This window comes from Bradyrhizobium lablabi (assembly GCF_900141755.1).
In the GTDB taxonomy this organism is placed as follows: domain Bacteria; phylum Pseudomonadota; class Alphaproteobacteria; order Rhizobiales; family Xanthobacteraceae; genus Bradyrhizobium; species Bradyrhizobium lablabi_A.
Genome location: NZ_LT670844.1, coordinates 1,953,062 through 1,974,458, shown reverse-complemented (window position 1 = coordinate 1,974,458; position 21,397 = coordinate 1,953,062). Strand labels below are relative to the sequence as shown.

Below are 21,397 nucleotides of genomic sequence, written 5' to 3'. Positions count from 1 at the left end.
GGATGTCTCAGGCCCGCGACGATGGCTACCGAAACGTAAGTGCAACCATGTATCCCGTCGATATAGCGCGCGCGGGCGGCTTGCGGCTAATCGTTCAACCGGCGGCAACAGCGTCAACGGGGCCTATATCCTTGCTGCGTTGGGTCAAAAGCCTGATCAGGGATGCCTTTACGCCGGCGACATGCTCACGCATCAGCATTTCCGCGCGCCACGGTTCGCGAGCCATGATGGCTTCATAGATCCGATGGTGATCGTCGTGACGGCGGCGGACGTCACGATGCTCGAAAGCCACGATGTTGCGACTAGACGACACCGGCACGTGGTGGCAGATCCGGATCATTTCGGCGAGCATGCGGTTGCGGGCGGCGGCGAGCAGCGTGTCGTGGAAGTCGCCATTGATGTCGCGGTAGCGCGTGAGGTCGCCGGCCTCGAACGAACCGTGGTCCAGCAATGTGTCGCCGGCCGAGAGGCTGCGCTCGATCACGGCCTTTTCCTCCGGACTGAAACCGCGTTCCGCCGCGAAGCGGGCAGCGAGGCCCTCCAGCGAGGCGCGGATATCGTAGGCATCGACGATCGCGCTGAGCGGAAATTCACGGACCGTGAAACCGCGATTGGGCGCGTAGTCCAATAGCCCTTCGCCCGCCAGCGCCTGCAATGCGGCGCGCACCGGGGTGCGCGACACTGCCAGCGTCTTGCTCAGCCTGACCTCGTTGAGCCGCTCGCCGGCCCCGATCGAACCGCCGAGAATGGCCTCCCGAATTTGGTCCGCCACCGAGAGCGCGCGATTGCCCGCGCGCAATCCGAGCGCTGGCTGCGAGAGGGGCGGTTTGGGGCGATCGGGCATCGAAGCAGCCATCTCGCGAGGACAATCTGGATACACTTACGATGGGCATCGACAGATCATCATACAACCCGTCATAAATCCACTGATAATCGATCAAAAAATCTCGCATATTATTTAGGCTTGGCGCGCAAATGATATGCATCGGCAAAACTGTATGCAATTTTTGTTTGACTCGCTTTCCTGTTGAGCGAACCATGAGGTAACCATTTTCGCTCAAGGCAGTGCACATCCGATGGCGACGGCAAGTTCCAGCTTCAGCAAAACAGCCATCCGACCGATCTCTAGGGGTATCGGCGTCGATCACCCGAAAGCGGCCGTGGTCGCGATCGACCTGCACCGCGGTCATCTCGACATGGCGGTGGCGACGATGCCGACCTCGCCGGAGGTCGCCGCCAGGGTCGTCGCCGCCAACAAGCGGTTGTTCGATTGGTGCCGGAGCGTCGGAATTCCCGTCATCCATCAGCTGACGTCGTATCGCGACGCCGAGGAAATCCGCGCCAACCCGTTCTGGCGCACCCGCGCCGAGGATCCGGCAGCGACCCGCAAGAACGTCCTGCGCCACAACATCATCGGTGGTCCCGGCTGCACGGTGATGCCGCAACTGCTCGATCCCGGCGACTTCGTCGTCGACACCAAGAAGCGCTACGATTGCTTTCTCGGTACCGACCTCGACTTTGTGCTGCGTTCGCACGGCATCAACACCCTGTTGATCACGGGCGTGAACACCAATTCCTGCGTGCTGGCGACCACCACCGCCGCCAATGTCCGTGACTATGCCGTCATCGTCGTGGAGGACTGCGTCGACAGCATGGACGGACCGGAACTGCACGCGGCCGGCCTCGCCTGCATCAGGACGGCCCTCGGTTTGGTGATGGATACCGATGCCGTCATGGCGCTCGATGGACTTGCCTCACGCCGGACCAGCCCTGAGTAATGGTTCAATATCCTTCCCCCAACGACCGATGAGTAGCTTGCCATGACCGGCCCGATGCTGCCGCGCGACCGCTGCGACTTTTCCGCCATCGTCGATCGCCCGGCAATGAAGTTGCCGGGCGGCGCTCGTATCGTGATCTGGAGCATCGTCAATCTCGAGGTTTGGGACATCGGCAAGCCGATGGCCCGGCAGGTGATTCCGGCGCCCACCGGCATTCCGCTGCTGCCGGACGTGCCGAACTGGAGTTGGCACGAATACGGCATGCGCGTCGGCGTATGGCGTTTTTTCGATCTCTACAAGAAGCTCGGCATTGCGCCCACGCTCTCCATCAATGCGCGCGTCTGCGAGGATTACCCGCGCGTCGCGCAGCAAGCCCGAGACGCCGGGTGGGAATTCATGGGCCATGCCTATGAACAGGGGCCGATCCACAAGGAGCCGGACCAGAAGGCGATGATCGAGCGCGCGATGGGCGTGATCGAGAAATTCACCGGCAAGCGCCCGGTGGGCTGGCTCGGACCCGGCCTGACCCAGACGCTGCAGACCCCCGAATATCTCGCTGAAGCTGGCGTCAAATATATCGGCGACTGGGTCTATGACGACGAGCCGACCACGATCCGCACCGCCAAGGGGCCGCTGGTAACGCTGCCCTATACGGTCGAGCTGAACGACATCCCGATGATGATGGTGCAGCATCACGAAAGCGATCACATGATGAAGCGCGCCATCGACTGCTTCGACCGGCTCTATGAGGAGAGCAAGGTTCGGCCGAAAATCCTGTCGCTCGCGGTCCATCCCTACATCAGCGGCCAGCCGTTCCGGATCAAGTTTCTTGAGGCGATCTACGATTACGTCAACAAGTTCGACGGTGTTCTGCATTGGAACGGCGAGCAAATCCTCGACTGGTACAAGGGGCAAATGGCCGAACAGTCGGGATCGAAGCCATGACCGTCTCGGCGCAACGCATATTGCCCGACATGCCGCCGACCCAGGTGCCGGTCGCTGGCGGCGGCATGTTTCCCGTGCGCCGCGTTTATTGCGTCGGCCGAAATTACGTCGATCATATCCGCGAGATGAAGGAAGCCGACGAGCGAGATCCGCCGTTCTTCTTCCAGAAGCCGCGCGATGCCGTGGTCTGCGATGGCGCGCATGTACCGTATCCGCCGTTCACCGCCGACTTCCAGTTCGAGGTGGAGTTGGTGATCGCGATCGGTCTGGCCGGGCGCAACATCCCGGTCGGGCGCGCGCTCGATCATGTCTGGGGCTATGCCGCCGGCATCGATCTGACGCGGCGCGACCGCCAGCGCGATGCCCGCGATCTGCGGTTACCGTGGGAGGTCGGCAAGAGTTTTGATGCCTCGGCGCCGTGCGGCCCGATCTCGCGGGCGCGCGATGCCCGGCATTTCAAGGGCTGCGCCATCACGCTGTCGGTGAACGGGAGCGAGCGCCAGCGTGGCGACATCGGGCAGATGATCTGGAGCGTCCCCGAAGTGATTGCGCAATTGTCGCAGCAAGTCACGCTCGCTGCCGGCGACCTGGTCTACACCGGCACGCCGGCCGGCGTCGGCCCCGTCGTTCCCGGTGATCTGATCAGCGCGCAGATCGACGGACTGCCTTCGCTCACCATCACCATCACGCCAACAGAGGCCTGACCATGCTGCCCACCGAACGCATCTCTTATTCGCCGATCGCGAACCGCTCGCCGCTCAAACTGCCGAACGGCGCCCGCATGGCGGTGTGGGTGATTGTCAATGTCGAGGAGTGGGATCCCAAGCAGACGATGCCGCGCACGGTGCTGACGCCGCCGGCCGGCGGCTCGCCGACGCCGGATATTCCGAACTGGGCCTGGCATGAATACGGCAACCGCGTCGGATTCTGGCGGCTGCTCAAGGTATTCGACGACCACAAGATCCCCGGCGTGCTCGCGATCAACGGCTCGGCGCTGACAGCCTATCCGCCGATCGTGAAGGCGGCGCTGGAGCGAAACTGGGAATTCATGGGCCACGGCTTTACCCAGCGCAACATGCAGAAGGTGGAGAACGAGCGCGAAGACATTCGCAAGACCGCCGATGTGATCGAAGCCGCCACCGGAAAGCGGCCGCGCGGCTGGCTTGGACCGGGCCTCACTGAAACCTGGGAGACGCCGGACCTGCTCAAGCAGGAAGGCTACGACTACGTCGCCGACTGGGTTCTCGATGATCAGCCGGTCTGGCTGAAGACCACTTCCACACCGATCGTCAACGTGCCCTATACCCAGGAATGCAACGACGTGGCAATGATGCTGATCCAGCACCACCAGGCCTCGGAATACTACCAGCGCGCCATCGACCAGTTCGAGCAGATTTATGAAGATGCGGAGGGTTCCGCCCGGGTCATGGCATTGGTTGTGCATCCCTACATCATGGGCGTGCCGCATCGCCTGAAATATTTTCGCCGCATCTTCGAAACCATCCGGAAGAAATCCGATGTCGCTTTCATGACCGGTGAACAGATCCTCGACTGGTACCTCTCGGTGGGACCGAAGGCGCCCTAGACACAATTTATGGAACGGATGAGCCTCTTTCAGATTCTCAATGGATTGACCTTCGCCGCCCTGCTGTTCGTGGTGGCCAGCGGCTTTACATTGATTTTCGGTCTGTTGCGCATCGTCAATCTGGCGCATGGCGCGCTCTATCTGTTCGGCGGCTATGTCGGTTATGACGTGGCGACCCGAACCGGCAGCTTCCTGCTCGGCGGCGTCGGCGCGATGGCGTCGGTCGCGGCGATCGGCTTTGCGCTCGAACAGGGCCTGTTGCGCTTCGTGCGCGGCAACGAGTTGCGTCAGGTGCTGCTGACGCTCGGCGTCGCCTTCGTGCTGAAGGACCTGGCGCTTGTGATCTGGGGTGGCGACAGTTTCACGGTGCCGATCCCGCCAATGCTGCGTGGCGGGCTGCGCGCGTTCGGCGTCTATTATCCGGCCTACCGGCTGTTCGTGCTGGCTACCGGAATCGTCCTGTTCGCCGCGCTCTGGCTGCTGCTCAATCATACAAGGCTGGGCGCGCTGATCCGCGCCGGCGTCGATGACGCCGAGATGGTGGAAGCCTCCGGCGTCGACATCCGCCGGGTGCTGCTGATCACCTTTCTGCTCGGCTCGGCGCTGGCTGGGCTCGGCGGGTTGATGGGCGGCGCGTTTCTGTCGCTTTATCCATCGGCCGACGCCGAGATCCTGGTATTCAGCCTCGCCGTCGTGATCATCGGTGGACGCGGCAGCCTGGTCGGCGTTGCCATCGGCAGTCTGTTGGTTGGGCTGCTCAATACGCTGGGCCAGGTGCTATTTCCCGAACTCGCTTATTTCGTGATCTTCGGCCCGATGGCGGTGCTGCTGGCGTTCCGCCCGCTCGGCCTGTTCGGACGAGCGGCATGATGAACGCGCGATCCAGCTTCGTCTCCGCAAGGGTCGCCGGCATGACCGGTGGCGATGCGTCGATCGCCGCCATCATTGTCGCGGCAGCGGCGGCGTTACCGCTGGTGCTGTCGACCTATCAGGTCGGACTTGCCACGGAGGTGCTGATCTTCGGCATCCTCGCGATGTCGATCGACATTCTCGGCGGCTTTGCCGGACGCACTTCGCTCGGCCACGGCGCCATCTTCGGCGTATCCACCTATGTCGTGATCTATGCCAGCGTTCAGGCCGGGTTGCCGCCGGCCGCGGCGTTCGCGCTCGGCGTTCTCGCCGCCACCTTGATCGCGGCGATATTCGCGCTGCTCGCCGTGCGCACCTCGGGAGTGTATTTTCTGCTGCTGACGCTCGCGCTGGGCATGATCGTGTGGGGGATCTGCCTGCGATGGACCCAGGTCACGGGTGGCGAGAATGGTATCCGCGGTGACGTCCGCCCAGTGATCCTTTTGGCGCACAACAGGTTCTACTGGGCAGTGCTCGCCGGGGCCGCAGTAGTGACATATGCCATGTGGCGTTTCGTGCGTTCGCCGTTCGGGCTGACACTGCGCGGCATCCGCGACAGCGAAAGCCGGATGCGAAGCCTCGGATATAACGTGCCGCTGCATCTGTTCATCGGCTTTACGGCGTCGGGCTTCTTTGCCGGCGTAGCCGGCGCGCTCTATGCGACGTTCAACAATTTCGTCAGCCCGTCGACGGTCGGGCTGGCGCAATCGGTCGAGGGCGTGCTGATGATGGTCGCAGGCGGCGTCGGTACGCTGTTTGGCTCGTTTGTCGGCGCGGCCGCGATTATCGCGCTGGAGAACATCGTCAGCGCCCATACCGAGCGCTGGCAGATGGTGCTCGGCATCACTTTCATCCTGATCATGATCTTTGCCCCCGAGGGCATCATCGGCAAGCTGCGCGCCGTTTCGGCGCGCAAGGTGCGACAGTAAAAACGCTTCCCCAAAGGAGATCGAAATGGACCGCAGGCGATTTCTGAAGACCACCACGGTGGGGCTGGCCGCCCTGGGCACGGGAACGGCGCCCTGGCGCAGCGCCATCGCGCAGGCGGGGCCGATCAGGATCGGCGTGCTGGCGCCGCTCACCGGCGTCGTCGCGTCGGGCGGCAAGGAAATGGTCGAGGGTGTGCAGTTCTATCTCGGGCAGGTGAACAACGAGATGGCTGGGCGCAAGGTCGAGCTCTCGATCGAGGATGATGCCTCCAATCCGGACACCGCGCTGCAAAAGGCGCGCCGACTGGTCGAGCAGGGCAATTGTCATATGCTGATCGGCAATCTCCTGGCCAATACCGGGCTTGCTGTCGCCAACTACGTCAAGGGCACCGGAACGCCATACTTCATTCCGATCATCGCGGCAGACGACCTGACCCAGCGCCAGCGCATCAGGAACGTGATCCGCATCGCCGGCTACAGTGCCAGTGAATTCACCCATCCGCTCGGCGACTGGGCGCTGAAGCAGGGCTACCGGAAGATCGCGACCGTCAGCCAGGACTACACTTTCGGTCACGAGCAGTGCGGCGGTCTCGCCCAGGTGTTCACCGAGGGCGGCGGCGAGATCGTGCAGCAATTTTGGCATCCGCTCAACACGGCGGACTTCAGCCCCTATCTAGGCCAGCTTGCCGATCTCAAGGTCGATGCCATCTTCACGATGGAAACCGGGGCCGACGCCACCCGCTTCATCCAGCAATATGCGAGCTTCGGCCTCAAGGCGAAGACGCCGCTATTGGCCGCGATGAACGGGACCGACCAGTCCGTGATCCGGACGCTCGGCGATGACTGCGAAGGCATCGTGTCGCCGGCGCATTTCGCCGAGGGCTCGGACAATCCGGTGACGCAGAAATTTGTCAGGGAATACGAGGCGAAGTACGGCAAGATCCCCTCGCTCTACGGCTTCTCGATGCATTCCGGCATGATGTGGATCGACGCCGCGTTGAAGAAGATGGACGGCAAGGCGGAGGATCGCGAGGCCCTGATCGACACCGTCCTGAAGACCGAGCTCGGCGGGTCGCCGCTCGGCAAGTCGGTCAAGCTCGATGCCTACGGCAACCCGATCTACGACGTCTACATTCGCAAGGTCGTGAAGCGCGCCGACGGCAAGTTCTGGAACGTGCCGACCACCAGCTATCCCGCCGTGTCGCAATTCTGGAAGTACGATCCGGAGACCTACATGAAGCAACCGCCCTATTCTCGGACGTTTCAGGGCATCAAGAAGGGCTGAGCCGGCATTGTCAGCGGGACCGGCGATTTTGCTGCGTCTCGCTCGTCGCTGTCGCATTGTCGAAGGAAATCGATTGCCGCTTCGCGGGACGCTGTTCCACCGGAAACGATCGTGTCCGAACCGATCCTGATACTGACGGATGTGGTGGTTGCTTTTCACGCCCTTCGGGCGGTCGATGGCATCAGGTTGGCCGTGCCGCGCGGTCAGCGCCGCGCCATCATTGGTCCGAACGGCGCCGGCAAGACCACGTTGTTCAACGCCATCGCCGGCGCGGTGCCGCCGAGCAGCGGCCGTATCAGGTTCGACGGTCACGACATCACGAGGCTGCCGCCGCATCGGCGCGCGCAGCTCGGTATCTCCCGCACGTTTCAGATCACCAATCTCTTTCCGACCCTGCGCGTCTACGACAACATGGTGCTGGCGCTGCGCGGGCGGTCATGGCGAAAATTCTCGCTGTTCGGTCTGCCGGACACCGATTCCGCCGAGACGGCAAGCATCGCCGCCGCACTTGCTGCCGCCCGACTGGGGGAGCGCGCCGACATTCCGGTCAAGGAATTGTCGTATGGCGAGCAGCGTCAGCTCGAAATCGCGCTGTCGCTCGTCACCTCGCCGACCATGCTGCTGCTCGATGAGCCGGCCGCCGGGCTCTCGCCGTCGGAGCGCTCGATGGTCGCGGATATCATTCGCGCGCTCGACCGCAGCATTACCGTGGTGCTGATCGAACACGATATGGATCTGGCGCTCGCGATCGTCGACTTCGTCACCTGCATGTTCGAAGGCCGCATTCTGGTGGAGGAGGAGCCGGACCGCATTCGCCGCAACGCGAAGGTCCAGGAAGTCTATCTCGGGAAGCCGCGCCATGCTTGAGGTTCGCGACCTGCATAGCGGTTACGGGGAGGCGGTCGTCGTTCGCGGCGTATCGCTCGATGTCGGCGCCGGCGAAATCGTCGCGCTGCTCGGCCGCAACGGCATGGGCAAGACGACCTTGATCCGCTCCATCATGGGGCTGACGCCGCCGCAGGTCCGTTCGGGATCGATCAATTGGCGTGACGAGAGCCTGCTCGGCCTGCGGCCGCACGAGATCGCCGACCGCAAGATCGCGATTGTGCCGCAGGGCCGGCGGCTGTTCACTTCACTGACGGTGATCGAGCATCTGACCATGCTCAAGAACGCGCGCGCCAAAGGCGGCTGGACCGTCGAGCGCGTGTTCGGGATTTTTCCGCGGCTCGCGGAGCGCCGGCATCATCGTGGCGCACAATTGTCTGGCGGCGAGCGCGGCATGCTGGCGGTCGGCCGCGCGCTCATGATCGATCCGCAGCTGATCCTGATGGACGAGCCATCGGAAGGCCTCGCGCCGGTCATGGTGCAGCATCTCGAGGAGATCATTCTAGGTCTCAAGCGCGAGGGGCTGTCGATCCTGCTGGTCGAACAAAATCTCTACAGTACGCTGGCAGTCGCCGATCGCGTCTACGTCCTGGAGACCGGGCAGGTGGTGCATCATGCCAATGTCGGCGAGTTGGCGCAGCACACCGAGATTTTGTTCAAGCATCTCGGCGTGCACTGAGGTCCTGGGCCGCAGCGCGTGCGCCAGTGACTAAAAATGCGGCCACGTCTGCATATTAAAGTAACTTGCATAGGAAGCATGTCGCTGCAATTCTGGAATTGTTGCGCAACCGTGGTGTGCGCGGCTTTTGTCGGAGTTGCAGCGTGGCGAACTCTCCAGTGTTGGAAATAAAGGGTGCGAAGCCGCTGTCGCGGTATGCGCCGTTCCGCCGCGCCGGCGATCTCGTGTTCTTCGCCGGCATCATCGCCGCCGATCCCGCCACGATGAAGGTGATCACCGGATATTCCGATCTTCCGCCGGAGGCGCGCCGGCTCGCCGGCGAAACCGGCGAGTTGTCCACCGACATGAAGGACGGCCCGATCGCCGCGCAGTCGTGGTGGATCCTGAACAGCCTGCGCCTGACCGTCGAAGCGGCCGGCGGCACGCTCAACGACGTCGTGAAGATCACGCAGTACTTCCGGAATCTGAGGGATTTTCCCACCTACAACCGCATTCGCGCGACCTTCTTCGCCGACCCGCCCGCGAGCACGGTCGTTCAGATTTCGGAATTGCTGCCGACCTCGGATTCGCTGCTTGAAGTGGATGCGACCGCGTACATCCCGTTGAAAGCCGCAACCAGCGCGCCTGGATGACTCCAATAGTATCCGGCATCGCCGGTCCGGCTGTCTATTCAATGAACAGGAGAATTCAGAAGTGACCATCATCACCGGGGTTCAGCCCCGTCCCGAAGAAGCCCACAACATGCCCTATGCGCCGGCGGTTTACGTCGAGGCGCCGGCGGGCTTTCTGTTTCTCGCCGGCTGCACGGCTTCCCCGCTCTACCACAAGCACCCTCATGTGCCCGAAGAGCACGTGCTTCCCGACGACATCCGCGAACAGACGCGCCGCGCGCTCGCCAACATCAAGATCATTCTCGACAGCAAGGGGCTGACCTGGCGCCACGTCGTCAAGCTGACGAAATACCTGACCGACATGCGTGAGATGGATGCGATGTACGAAGTGCTGGTCGAGCACTTCGGCGACTGGGTGCCGGCAGGAACGCTGGTCTGCATCAACAACCTCAGCGCCCCCGGGGCGCGAATCGAACTCGACATGATTGCGGCGGTGCCGTCCAACCTGACGACCGCCGGCGCCAAATGAGCGCAGCCTCCCGACCAGCAGCCACATTGACGCCGGCTCCTGGTCGGGACCAGCCGCCGTTTGTCGTGCTCGACAATCTGCAAAAGGATTATCCGGGTGTGCGGGCGCTGCGCGGCGTTTCGATGGACCTGCGGCGCGGCGAGGTTCATGCGCTGATCGGCGAGAACGGCGCCGGCAAGTCCACGCTCATTCGAATTCTGTCCGGCGACGTGCGGCCCGACGGCGGCACGCTGTCGGTCGGCGGAGAACCTGTCGTCTTCGCCGGACCGCTGGACGCGCGAAAGCATGGCATCGTCACGATCTTTCAGGAATTGATGATCGTTCCCGAGCTTAGCGTCGCGGAAAACATCTTCCTCGGCAATGAGCCGGAATCGTTCGGGCTGTTCTATTCGCGGCGCCGAGCCGAGCGCCTAGCGGCCGACGTCCTCGGGACCCTCGTGCAGGGAACCGGAATCCGCCCGTCCCAGCGCGCCGGCACCCTTTCGACCGCGCAGAAGCAATTGATCGAGATCGCGCGGGCGCTGGTTTTGCGGGCGCCCGTCATCGTCATGGACGAGCCGACCGCGGCGTTGTCGGAAAACGAGGCCGTGGCGCTGCGGCGCCTGATCGTCCGGCTTCGATCGGAGGGTACATCGATCCTCTACGTCTCGCATCGGCTCGACGAGGTGATGGAGATTGCCGACCGCGTCACCGTGCTGCGTGGCGGCGAACGAATCGCGACCTCGGACATCGGGGCGATCAAGCATACCAGCGAATTGATCAGCCTGATGATCGGCCGGCCGATCGCCGAACTGTTCCCGCCACGTAACGAAGATCTCGGCGAAGTCGTGTTCAGCGCGTCGAATCTCACGCGTCACGGCGTGTTCGAGAACATCAGTTTTGATGTGCGGGCCGGCGAAGTCGTCGGGTTTGCCGGTCTTGTCGGCGCCGGGCGAACCGAAGTGATGCGCGCCATCTTCGGAGCTGATGCGCTCGACAGCGGCGAAATCCGCAAGAACGGTCAGACGCTCGCCACCCGAAATCCGCGCGACGCCATCACGTCGGGCATCGCCTATCTCCCCGAGGACCGCAAGGACCAGGGCCTCGTGCTCTCGATGTCCGGCGCAGAGAACATCGTCATGGCCTCGCTCGAACGATCCGGTGTCGCCGGCTTCGTATCCTGGAAGGCCGTTGGCCGAACCGCGCGGAGTGTAGCCGACAAATTGCACTTTCGGGGGCAACTGGACGCGCTGGCCGGGACCGCGTCGGGCGGCAACCAGCAAAAGCTCGTGATCGGCAAGTGGGTGCTGACCGAGGCCGATATCCTGATCTTCGACGAGCCGACGCGCGGCATCGATGTCGGCGCCAAAGCCGAGGTCTACCGGCTGATTCATCGTCTCGCCTCGGACGGAGCTGCCGTGATCCTGGTGTCCTCCGAACTGCCCGAACTGATCAACGTCTGCCACCGGATCTACGCGATGTCGGGCGGCCGCATCTTCGATGAAATCCCGCTGCAGGAATTCGACGAACAGCGCATCCTTGCCGGTGCCTTTGCCGCCCACATGGCCGCGAAGCCGGCGGACTCATTCGCAGGGGTCGCGTGATGATGGGCATTTCCGAAAGCGCCGACCAGATGCCTTCCGCCAATATTGACCGCTTCAAGCCGTTGGCGTTCTTTCAGCGCTACGGCCGCGAAATAGGTCTTCCGGTCATCGTGGTCGCCTTGATCGTGCTGTTTACGGCCAACTCAGAAGTGTTCTTCTCGGTCGCCAATTTCCGGAATATCGGTGTCTCGGCCGCGGCACTCGCCGCCGTTTCGTTCGGCCAGACCTTCGCCATCCTCACCGCAGGTCTCGATCTCTCGGTGGGTTCGATCGTCGCACTGGTCAGCATTGTCGGCGCCATCGTCATGCGCGACCACGGCATTCCGGCGGGGCTGATCGCCTCCCTTGTCACCGGCGCCGGCGTCGGTCTGGTCAACGGCATCGTCATCACGCGCCTCAAGGTGTTTCCGTTCATTGCCACGCTCGCGATGATGTCGATCGTCTCCGGTCTCGCGTTGAGCCTGAGCGGCGGCGTCGCCGTGACCGGCGTTCCCGGTGCTTTCGCCGATCTCGCCTATGAACTGGTGCTGGGCGTTCCGGTTCCCGTCATCATCGCGCTGCTGGTCCTGCTGACCGCCTTCGTCGTCCTGAAATACACCAGGCTTGGCCGCCGGATTTATGCGGTCGGCGGCAACGAAGAGGCGGCGCGTCTTTCCGGCATTCGGATCGGCGCCATCAAGACTGCCGCTTACGTCTTCAGCGGCATCTGCGCCGCGGTCGGCTCGATCATTCTTACCGCGCGCGTCGCTTCCGGACAGCCATCGCTCGGCACCACGCTGCCGCTGGAGTCGGTGGCCGCGGTGGTGCTCGGCGGCATCTCCCTGTTCGGCGGCCGCGGCTCGGTCGTCGGCGTGGCGTTCGGGGTGCTGTTCGTCAGCATCCTCTCGAACGGCCTGAATTTGCTGAACGTTCCGTCCTACACGCAGATGATGGTGATCGGCGGTGCGCTGATCCTGGCGGTCGCGCTCGATCAGGCCTTCATCGAATCGCGCATAGGCAAAAAAGCTTGATGTCGTGTCACTACTCGTAACTCGTAACAGGAGAATATAATGCAAAGCCAAGTTCGCGCTCTCGGCAAGGCTGGCGTGGCCGGCATGGTCGCCTCGATTGGACTGCTGTTTCTGGCAGGCCAGCCGGCCCATGCCGCCGAGAAGATCGGCGTCTCGATGCCGAACATCAAGGGGCCCTGGTTCACCCCGGTGCTGTACGGTATCTCCGACGAAGCCAAGAAGCTGGGCTACGACGTCGTGATCCAGGACGCCGGCGGCTACGGCAATGTCGACAAGCAGGTCAGTCAGTTTCAAAACTTGGTGGTCCAGAAGGTCGCGGCGATCCTGATGGATCCGGCCAATCCCGCGTCCTTCAATGGGGCGGTGAAGCAGGCCGAGGCTGCGAAAATTCCGGTGATCGGCGCCGGCAGTCCGATCGTGGCAAGCGACGTCGATGCCGATGCGGCGGCATCGTCGAGCCACTGCAATGTCGGCCACGAATTGGCCAAGGGCGCCAAGACGCTGCTGCCGAACGGCGGCACGATCGCCGTGCTCGCGGGGCCCTCCGGCGCATTCTGGGCGTCCGACCGGCTTCGCTGCTTCAAGGAGGACATCGCAGGCACCAATCTGAAAATCGTCGCGGAGCAGACCAGCGAGCAGGATCCGGCGGTCGCGCTGTCGCTGGCCAACGATTTTCTGCAGCGGTTTCCCAAGGTCGACATGCTCTATGGCGCGGACGATACCTACGGCGTCGGCGCCGCGCGCGCGGCGCAAGGCGCCCAGAAGTGCGGCAAGATGAAGGTGATGTTCGCCGTGCTCGGCGAGGCCGCCGAAGAGATGATGCGCGCGGGGTGCGCGGATTATGTCGTGGCGCAGCAGCCGGTGGTGATCGGCCGCTCCGCGGTACGGATGATGGATGCGCTGGTGAAAGGCAAGCCGCTCGAGAAGAAGAAGGACGAGGTTGCGCTGATTCCGGTGACCATGGCGAACCTCAATTCGCTCGACAAGTCCGGCATGCAGGCCCCCAAGGGCTGGACTCCGTAACCTCTGGTCCGGATGAGCCTCGCGTCGCACGACGCGAGGCTCAAACATGCGGGGATGACCACCATGACGGAAACCACGGTTCGGCTTCGCTTGAACCAGCAGCAGCTTGAGTTGATCGACAACAGCATCGAGGCCGGCGAAAGCGGCAGCAGGGAAGAGCTCATCCGCTGGGCGCTGCGCGAGTTCGCCGCCACCCATCTCTCCGCCGCAGCCAACGGGAAAAAATCATGACGACGTCGCCGGGACGCAAGACCCTTCAGGAACTGACGATCGAACCCGGAACCGGCAAGGCGCTCGAATTGCGGCGCGGTCAGGTGCTGCGGATCGAGCAGACCAGCGGGCGGCAATGCGCCGATTTCAATTGCTTCAATCTGCATGACTACAAGGAATTCTTCCATACCGGCCGGACCCGGCATCTGCACGGGCTGCATCCCACCAAGGGCGACTTCCTGTGGTCGGCGCCGCCTCGCGAACGACCTATGATGGCGATCATCGAGGACACCGTCGGCACCAACGACGTGCTGTATCCCCGCTGCAGCGGTTTTCTGTTCGAACATCATTACGGCCTGGCGGTGCACACCAATTGCCACGACATCCAGGCGGAGGCGCAGCGTGAATTCGGCCTCACCCCCGATGACGTCCACGACTCCTTCAATTTCTTCATGCACACCGGGGTCGATGCGGCGGGTCATCTGTTTATTGCCAAGAATACCGCCGGGCGCGGCGACTACGTCGAACTGCTGGCGCTGATGGACGTGCTGGCGGTTCCAAACGTGTGCGGTGCCGACGTCATGATGACCAGCGATTTCGAATTGAAGCCGCTGAAGCTTGTCGTGTTCGAGGGTACCGACCAGGACTGGAGCCGGGTTTCCGAACCGCCGCGGCTCCGGAATCAGCGAAGCCCGTCTGATTTCCGGATCAAGAACATCAAGGCCGACCGCGAACTCTATCGCGATGCCTCCTACCGGCCGGAATTCACCAATGTTCCGTTACAGATTTCCGAGCTTGCCGTGAAATTGACAGGTGAAGAACTCGAATGGATCGAGCAGTTGAAGAGCACCGGAAAATACGGCGAAACCGACGCTGAGGTTCTGCGCTACGCCTTCTTTACCTGGTGGATAGGCAAGTTCATGCACGGGCCCAAACATGCGGCACCGACCTGAGCCGGGAAATCAACCTCGGCCCCCGTCATCAAGGCCATTGCAAAAGTAACGGTTCGGTGCGATTTCGACGAACTATTCCCGTTGGTTGTACCCTTGCTGGGGATTGGGTCTCGCCGTGTGCGGGGCGGCCATCTCCTGGTGGCCGGTCGCGAGCAGGCCTTGGGTGAAACGGTTACTGCCGAAGAAATATGCAAATCTGAGGGATTGATAGGGACGGGGCAATGGTTGCTGCAGTCAGGAAAAAAGGGCCGGTCGAGGTCCCCGAAATTCGCGTCGGCCTCAAGATGAAGCACACGCGGCTTCTGAAGGGACTCACCCTGAAGCAGCTTGCCGGTTTGGCGGGATGTTCGGAATCGGTGCTGTCGCGAATCGAAAACGGCAACGCCAACCCTTCGATCAAGATGATGCACCGGGTCGCGCTGGCGCTTGGCATGCCGGTATCCGGATTGTTCCAGGAAAATGGCGATCCGTCCGGTGTCGTGATGCGGCAGGGCGAACGACCGATGGTCGGGACCGATCAAATCCGTCGAGGAAAGGAAAGCAGGCTCGAGGCGCTGATTCCGAGTGGCCGCGGCAACCTGCTGTCCGGTTACATCAACGACATCGAGCCCGGCGGCGGAAGCGAAGGGATCCTCCAGCATGAAGGCGAAGAGTTCGGCTACGTGCTCGATGGCGAGATCGAACTGACGGTGGATAATCGCAGCTATCAGCTGCGCCCGGGCGACAGCTTTTATTTCCGCTCCGAACGGCCGCACTCCTATATCAACAATCGAAAAAAGCTCGCTCGCGTGCTGTGGGTCAACACCCCGCCGAGCTTTTGAGAAAGCGACCTGTGTCAGGGCTCGTTGGGAATCGTCGATGAGTGCAAGAAAAACAATCGCGGTCATTGGCGCGGGCCTAGGTGGCCTGAGCGTTGCCGGCTTTCTCCAGCGCGCCGGGTTCCCCGTGACGGTCTATGAGCAGGCGCCGGCGTTTTCGCGGATCGGGGCCGGAATCATTCTCAGCGCCAACGCGATGAAGGCGTTTCGCCGTCTCGGCATCGAACAAGACTTGATCGAAACCGGCATCAAGCCGGAGTCCTACGTCAGCCGCGCTTGGGACAGCGGCGAGACGATGTACGAGATAAAGTTCGATGCTGCAAGCGAAGCGCGTTACGGCGGCCCCTACATGAATATTCATCGCGGCGACCTCCACGGCGTGCTGGAACGCGTCGTTACTCCCGGCACGATCGCGTTCGACCATCGCCTTGTCGGGCTCGACGAGAGCCGCGAGGCGGTCCGCCTCAGCTTCGAGAACGGCGTCCGCATCGAAGCCGACATCGTCATCGGTGCCGACGGCATCCGCTCCAGGGTGCGCGAGAACCTGCTCGGCTTCGAGCCGCCGCGATTCGTCGGCGCCGTGGCGCAGCGGGCGATTTTTCCGACCGAACGGCTGCGCGGATCTGGGATAGCGGACTGTACCAAGTGGTGGGGGCCGGACCGGCACATCCTGCCCTATTTCATGACGAGCCGACGCGACGAGATCTACGTCATCGGTGTCATCCCGGCGGCGCAGTGGGACAGCGAGGCATCTTCGCTGCCCTGCAGCCGCGACGAAATGCTCGAATCCTTCGCCGGCTTCCATGTCGACCTGCGCCGCGTGCTGGAGGTCGCTGACGACGTCAGCTTGTGGCCGATCTACGACCGCGAGCGCAACGACCGCTGGAGCGGCGGCAGGATCGTGCTGCTGGGCGATGCCTGCCATCCGATGCGTCCGTTCATGGCGGCCGGCGGCGCCATGGCGGTCGAAGACGGTGTCATTCTCAGCCGTTGCCTTGCGGCATGCGACGATCACGGCGAGGCGTTTCGCTGCTACGAGGCAACCCGGATTCCGCGCGTCACGGAGGTGCAGCGTATCTCGATCGAGAACAGCTGGATGCGCGGGCCGACTGAAACCGACTGGTTCTATTGCTACGATCCCTGCCTGGCGCCGCTTGCCGCGCCGGACTGATCGCCACCGCCCTTGTCAATCGTAAAGCGAGCCAACGACAATGTATGAGCCAAAACCCGATCCAATGGTTGCGCGTGATCTCGTCGGCTATGGCGAGTTCCCGCCCGACCCGGGCTGGCCCGGGGGCGCCTCGATCGCGGTGAATTTCAATCTCAACGTCGAGGGCGGCGGCGAAGCGACGCTCGTCAACGGCGACGATGGGTCGGAAGGCATGCTCAACGATATCGGCGTGGGCACAAAACCGGGACAGCGTTCGCCGCTCGTCGAATCCGTGTTCGAGTTCGGCAGCCGTCGCGGCGCCTGGCGGGTGCTGGATATTTTTCGCGATTTCTCGGTCCAGGTCAGCGTGCTCGCCGTCGCGCGCGCGCTGGAGCAGAATCCCGAACTGGCAAAAGCTTTCGTCCAGCGCGGGCACGAGATCGTCAGCCACGGCTATCGCTGGATCGATTACGCCGACGTCGCCGAGGAGGTCGAACGCCAGCATATCCAGCGTGCCATCGACGTGCTGACACGATTGACCGGGATGAGGCCGGTAGGATGGATGACCGGACGGCCCGGACCGAACACGCGGCGCCTGCTCGTCGAGGCCGGCGGCTTTCTGTACGACCGGGACTCGCTCGCCGATGAATTGCCCTATTGGCTGCGGGTCGGTGACCGGCCGCATCTGGTCATTCCCTATTCCTACGAGGCGAACGACAACCGCTTCAATGAAAACAGCGGTTTCTCCACCGGCGACGACTTTTTCAGCTACATGCGCGACGCCTTCGACGTTCTCCGCCGCGAGGGCCAAAAAGGCTCGCCGAAGCTGCTGTCGATCGGCCTGCATGACCGGCTGATCGGACGGCCGGGGCGTTGCACCGGGCTGATCAGGCTTCTCGATCACATGCGGAGTTTTGAGGACGTATGGTTCTGCCGCGGCGTCGACATCGCCGAGCACTGGCGCGGGCGCTTTCCGCAGTCCTAGAGTAAGCTTCAACCCGATTGAAGCATGGTCAGGTCCGACGTTCTACCCAACAGATCGCTCGACGCGGCGACGCGGCCGAAAATCTGCATCGTCTCCAGGCTCGCATCGTGCAGTTTGCGGCTGAAGCCGGAGACGCAGTCGGACAGCACCACGAAGCGGAAGTCGCGATGGAAGGCATCGCGCGCGGTGGCCTCGACGCACATATTGGTAATGACGCCGGCGAGGTAAATCGTGTCGACGCCGAGACCGCGCAGCAGGGCCTCGAGCGCAGTGTTATGGAAACCGCTGTAGCGGGTTTTCTCGACGACGTAGTCGGGCGAGGGCATTTCCGCCAGCACTTCCGCGCCCCAGGTGCCGCGCCGCAGTCCTTCGCTGCGGATGAAGGGGCGGGACTGTTCGATGATCAGCCCGGCGTCAATCGGAAATCCGTGGGCGTCGGTGTTCCACGCCATGCGCAGATAGATCACGGGAATAGCGCGGGTCTTGCAGGCGGTCACCGCGGCCGCGGTGGCCGGCACCACGCTGTCCATATCAAAACAATGCAACCCGTTGCGCGGATAAACCCCACGCGCGTTGCAATAGTCGTTCTGCATGTCGACCACGACAAGAGCAGCCTTTCCCGGCACCGTGGTCGTCATGGCGTCTAGTCCTTCGTCAGGCTGCCGCCGTTTCCTTGTCAACTTCAAGCCGGTCCAGGACCTCGTCGACTGACAAGACGTCGCCGAAGAATTCAAAGAAGTTATTCAGCGCCGCGGCATGGGTTTCGGCGGTCGACCCGGCATTGCAGTCCGAGACCATGATCGTGCGGAAATTGAGCATCATGGCGTCCTGCGCCGACGCCTGGCAGCAGACATTGGTATAGGTGCCGGCGATAAGCACGAATTCGATTCCGTGCGCCCTGAGATGCGCGGCAAGGTCGGAGGAGCCCTGGATGAAAGCCGAATAGACCTTCTTCACCATCCGTGTGTCATCGGCGCGGACATCGAGCGTCGGCCAGAGCTGGTATCCTTCTGCGCCCAGTTCCATTGCGGCCAGGCGGGTCTCGGCTTTTTCCGGCGGGAGGAGTTCGTGACGAACCGACCACTTCTCGCGGGTATCCGTCGTCGTGTTTTGTATCCAGATGACGCGGCCGCCGCGTTCGCGCAGCGCCGCGGCGAGCCGGTTGATCGCGGGAACGATGTCGCGCGCTGTTTCCGCCTCGCCTTGCGCGTTCGGCGCGACGAAATAGTTCTGCATGTCGATGACAACCAGGGCGGTCCGGGCGACGGGGATGGCGTCCCACGGATGCACGTTGCCGCGATCGGCGATCGCCGCTGCCATCAAGCCCTGGGAAAGTGCGTAGCCGGACATCGGGGTCTCCGTCGGTCCATCGTGGGTTGAGCTGGCGCATGCGACGGTCGCGCATTTGCGCCACTACGAGCAAGAATTGCACCATAGTCAAGTGCTTTCATGAGCAGAAAGAAGGCGCCCTGCTCACAGCGTGGGCGGCGTATTCACCCACACGATCATGGCGGCCGCCTCGCCGGGATTGGCGACGCCGTGCGGGCGCATGGAGGGAAAGAAGAAAGCATCGCCGGCCTTCAGCGCATAAGTATCGCCTTCCACGGTCAGGGCGATCTCGCCGGTGACGATGTAGCCGACTTCGTCGCCCTCGTGCTGGCGCATGCCGTCGCTACGCGCGCCCGGCTGAACGCGAAGCAAGGTCGCCTGCAGCGCCGAGTCGGCGCCAAATGGAATCAGCAGCTCGGTCTCAACGCCGTCGACGCCGAAACCGCCGAGCCCGATCCGGCTCAGCACCGGTCGCTGCCCCTCGCGCATGATGATGCCATGCGCCGGGGTCTGTTCACTCAGCAGCGTGGCGATCGTGATGCCGAGACCCTTTGCAAGGCGGTGCAGCGTATTGAGCGAAGGGGTGGCCTTCCGATTTTCGATCTTCGAGATCAGGCTTTCGGAACAGCCGGAGGCCGCGGCGAGATCGGCGAGCCGCATGGCTTTGGCGATCCGCGCGTGCTTCAGTTTTACGCCGAGCGCCAGTTCGTCTTGAGCCGACCCGTCTCGGGGAAATCGAGTCGCTGACGTTGCCTTCTTCACTAAAACCTCTCCGCGAGTCGCCAAGAACTGGTATCCTGCCGTTTAACCGCCGGCGCTGGCAATCCGGCACTTCGGAGGCGATTGCCTGTCCCCTGCCAACGCCCGCAGCGGCGCTGCCATGGGCCAGGCCATTGAGCATTCCATTTATCGCGTACGGGGCATTTTGCAAACCATGAAAGCAGTTTCCTCTAATTCATGGGCATGTTGCTGTTTTTCGCGTCAGATGCGGCGGCAGGAAGCCGAATAACCTAGGTTTTCCAGAGTTTCCTCCATGGCATGTGAGTTGCATCGTATTCAGGTGTGCCGCGCTGACGTGCGGCAGACCTGAGCGCCGCTCTTCAAATGGAGACCTACCCGTGAAATTAGATCGAGTGCGTATCGTGCTGATGTCTCTGATCGGCGGATTGTTGTTCGCAAATCAGGCCGTCGCCGACGAAAAGCTCAAGGTGGCTTTTGTCGAATTTTCGCAGGCGTCGGGATCGTCGTGGGTTCGGGCCAATACCGAGTCGGCCAAATACCTGCAGGAGCACGTGCCTGACCTCGATATCACCCGCGTCGAATCGGTCGCTGACGGCCCTGGCGTGGTGCCCGTGATCAACAACCTGATCGCCAAGGGCAACAAGGTCATCTTTGCCAACAGCTATGGCTACGGAACCTTTATTCCCGAGATCGCCAAGAAACACCCCGAGGTCGACTTCGTCGTGCAGATGTCCGACCCGAAGGGCCCGAAAAACGTCGCCTCCTACTATGGCAGGCTGGAAGAGGTCCGCTATCTCGAGGGTGTCCTTGCCGGCAAGATGACCAAGACCAACATCATCGGGTTTTCCGGCGCCTTTCCTTATTCGGCCGTCGTCTCGGGCGTGAACGCGTTCGCGCTCGGCGTCAAATCGGTCAATCCGAACGCCAAGGTCGTCACCAACTGGGTCAACAGCTGGTACGACCCGCCGAAGGAGAAGGAATCCGCCGATGCGCTGCTCAGCGCCGGGGCTGATATCATCGTCAACCACCTCGACTCCTCGGCTACGCTGCAGGCGGCCGCGGCAAAGGGCAAATGGGGCATGACCTCGAACGCCGACTGGTCGTTCGCGGCGCCGCAGGCTTTCCTCAGCGGCAGCGCCTGGAATTGGGGTCCGTTTTACGTCAAGGCCGTCGAAGCCGTGAAGGCCAACAAGTTTGAATCCACGCGCGATCTCGGCGACCTGAAAAGCGGCATCGTGGTGCTGTTGCCCTATGGCCCGATGGTGACCGACGAGGCCAAGCACGCGGTGGAAGCGGCCAAGCAGAAGATCATGTCGGGCGAGCTGAAAGTCTTTGCCGGGCCGATCGAGGATAATGAGGGCAAGCTGCGCGTTCCCGCCGGCGGCGAGCTCAGCTCCGAAGACGCCGCCACCAAGATGAACTGGCTTGTGGCAGGAGTGCAAGGCGCGGCGAAATAATCT

Annotated in this window: 24 protein-coding genes; 20 read left to right on the top strand and 4 right to left on the bottom strand. The window is 62.6% G+C overall.

What is annotated here, in order from left to right; all coding sequences use genetic code 11:
* Positions 1-94: 94 nt before the first annotated feature.
* Positions 95-844, bottom strand: a complete 750-nt coding sequence (locus B5526_RS09205; RefSeq protein WP_172842016.1) for a GntR family transcriptional regulator — start codon at positions 842-844, stop codon at positions 95-97.
* A gap of 316 nt (positions 845-1,160) precedes the next feature.
* On the opposite strand from B5526_RS09205, the gene B5526_RS09200 reads away from it, so the two are divergent.
* From B5526_RS09200 to B5526_RS09110, 19 genes are all read left to right on the top strand, one after another.
* Positions 1,161-1,778 (top strand): cysteine hydrolase family protein, encoded by a 618-nt coding sequence (locus B5526_RS09200; protein WP_172842015.1) that lies wholly within the window; start codon positions 1,161-1,163, stop codon positions 1,776-1,778.
* Positions 1,779-1,820: 42 nt separating this feature from the next.
* Positions 1,821-2,723, top strand: a complete 903-nt coding sequence (locus B5526_RS09195) for a polysaccharide deacetylase family protein (RefSeq protein WP_244562237.1) — start codon at positions 1,821-1,823, stop codon at positions 2,721-2,723.
* Entirely contained in the window at positions 2,720-3,427 is a 708-nt protein-coding gene (locus B5526_RS09190) for a fumarylacetoacetate hydrolase family protein (protein ID WP_079537921.1), read from the top strand. The genes B5526_RS09195 and B5526_RS09190 overlap by 4 nt, the downstream gene beginning before the upstream one ends.
* A 2-nt stretch (positions 3,428-3,429) precedes the next feature.
* Positions 3,430-4,308, top strand: a complete 879-nt coding sequence (locus B5526_RS09185; RefSeq protein WP_079537920.1) for a polysaccharide deacetylase family protein — start codon at positions 3,430-3,432, stop codon at positions 4,306-4,308.
* 9 nt (positions 4,309-4,317) lie between these two features.
* Entirely contained in the window at positions 4,318-5,178 is an 861-nt protein-coding gene (locus B5526_RS09180; RefSeq protein WP_154071221.1) for a branched-chain amino acid ABC transporter permease, read from the top strand.
* Positions 5,178-6,146, top strand: coding sequence for a branched-chain amino acid ABC transporter permease (locus B5526_RS09175; RefSeq protein WP_172842014.1), 969 nt, complete (start codon positions 5,178-5,180; stop codon positions 6,144-6,146). Before B5526_RS09180 ends, B5526_RS09175 begins: the two co-directional genes overlap by 1 nt.
* A 25-nt stretch (positions 6,147-6,171) precedes the next feature.
* The gene (locus B5526_RS09170; RefSeq protein ID WP_079537917.1) at positions 6,172-7,431 is read left to right on the top strand and encodes an ABC transporter substrate-binding protein; all 1,260 of its coding nucleotides are present in this window, start codon (positions 6,172-6,174) and stop codon (positions 7,429-7,431) included.
* Between the two features lie 111 nt (positions 7,432-7,542).
* A complete protein-coding gene (locus tag B5526_RS09165) occupies positions 7,543-8,298 on the top strand; it encodes an ABC transporter ATP-binding protein (protein WP_079537916.1) in 756 nt (251 codons plus the stop codon).
* Complete coding sequence (locus tag B5526_RS09160) at positions 8,291-8,995, top strand: ABC transporter ATP-binding protein (RefSeq protein WP_079537915.1); 705 nt, start codon at positions 8,291-8,293, stop codon at positions 8,993-8,995. Before B5526_RS09165 ends, B5526_RS09160 begins: the two co-directional genes overlap by 8 nt.
* Positions 8,996-9,138: 143 nt before the next feature.
* On the top strand, positions 9,139-9,627 hold the full coding sequence (locus B5526_RS09155; protein ID WP_197688427.1) for a RidA family protein: 489 nt from the start codon (positions 9,139-9,141) through the stop codon (positions 9,625-9,627).
* 61 nt (positions 9,628-9,688) lie between these two features.
* Positions 9,689-10,135 carry a RidA family protein gene (locus tag B5526_RS09150; protein WP_079537914.1) on the top strand — a complete coding sequence of 149 codons (447 nt, stop codon included), beginning with the start codon at positions 9,689-9,691 and terminating at the stop codon, positions 10,133-10,135.
* A 26-nt stretch (positions 10,136-10,161) separates the two neighbouring features.
* A complete protein-coding gene (locus B5526_RS09145; protein WP_172842013.1) occupies positions 10,162-11,718 on the top strand; it encodes a sugar ABC transporter ATP-binding protein in 1,557 nt (518 codons plus the stop codon).
* Complete coding sequence (locus B5526_RS09140) at positions 11,718-12,728, top strand: ABC transporter permease (RefSeq protein ID WP_079537912.1); 1,011 nt, start codon at positions 11,718-11,720, stop codon at positions 12,726-12,728. The genes B5526_RS09145 and B5526_RS09140 overlap by 1 nt, the downstream gene beginning before the upstream one ends.
* A 39-nt stretch (positions 12,729-12,767) precedes the next feature.
* A complete protein-coding gene (locus B5526_RS09135) occupies positions 12,768-13,751 on the top strand; it encodes a substrate-binding domain-containing protein (protein ID WP_079537911.1) in 984 nt (327 codons plus the stop codon).
* Between the two features lie 63 nt (positions 13,752-13,814).
* Positions 13,815-13,982, top strand: a complete 168-nt coding sequence (locus B5526_RS09130) for a ribbon-helix-helix protein, CopG family (RefSeq protein ID WP_154071220.1) — start codon at positions 13,815-13,817, stop codon at positions 13,980-13,982.
* Positions 13,979-14,914: a DUF1989 domain-containing protein gene (locus tag B5526_RS09125; protein ID WP_079537909.1), complete on the top strand. Its 936-nt coding sequence runs from the start codon at positions 13,979-13,981 to the stop codon at positions 14,912-14,914. The genes B5526_RS09130 and B5526_RS09125 overlap by 4 nt, the downstream gene beginning before the upstream one ends.
* Positions 14,915-15,135: 221 nt before the next feature.
* Positions 15,136-15,735, top strand: a complete 600-nt coding sequence (locus B5526_RS09120; RefSeq protein ID WP_079537908.1) for a cupin domain-containing protein — start codon at positions 15,136-15,138, stop codon at positions 15,733-15,735.
* A gap of 37 nt (positions 15,736-15,772) precedes the next feature.
* The gene (locus B5526_RS09115) at positions 15,773-16,903 is read left to right on the top strand and encodes an FAD-dependent monooxygenase (protein WP_079537907.1); all 1,131 of its coding nucleotides are present in this window, start codon (positions 15,773-15,775) and stop codon (positions 16,901-16,903) included.
* 40 nt (positions 16,904-16,943) lie between these two features.
* Complete coding sequence (locus B5526_RS09110) at positions 16,944-17,867, top strand: polysaccharide deacetylase family protein (RefSeq protein WP_244562236.1); 924 nt, start codon at positions 16,944-16,946, stop codon at positions 17,865-17,867.
* Positions 17,868-17,875: 8 nt separating this feature from the next.
* Here the strand turns inward: B5526_RS09110 and B5526_RS09105 are convergent, their stop codons facing one another.
* From B5526_RS09105 to B5526_RS09095, 3 genes are all read right to left on the bottom strand, one after another.
* Positions 17,876-18,505, bottom strand: a complete 630-nt coding sequence (locus tag B5526_RS09105; RefSeq protein WP_079537906.1) for a cysteine hydrolase family protein — start codon at positions 18,503-18,505, stop codon at positions 17,876-17,878.
* Between the two features lie 16 nt (positions 18,506-18,521).
* Positions 18,522-19,217, bottom strand: a complete 696-nt coding sequence (locus tag B5526_RS09100) for an isochorismatase family protein (RefSeq protein WP_197688426.1) — start codon at positions 19,215-19,217, stop codon at positions 18,522-18,524.
* A gap of 123 nt (positions 19,218-19,340) precedes the next feature.
* Positions 19,341-19,958 carry a cupin domain-containing protein gene (locus B5526_RS09095; RefSeq protein WP_154071219.1) on the bottom strand — a complete coding sequence of 206 codons (618 nt, stop codon included), beginning with the start codon at positions 19,956-19,958 and terminating at the stop codon, positions 19,341-19,343.
* A gap of 356 nt (positions 19,959-20,314) precedes the next feature.
* Between B5526_RS09095 and B5526_RS09090 the strand changes: the two genes are divergently transcribed.
* A complete protein-coding gene (locus B5526_RS09090) occupies positions 20,315-21,394 on the top strand; it encodes a BMP family ABC transporter substrate-binding protein (protein ID WP_154071218.1) in 1,080 nt (359 codons plus the stop codon).
* Positions 21,395-21,397: the final 3 nt, after the last annotated feature.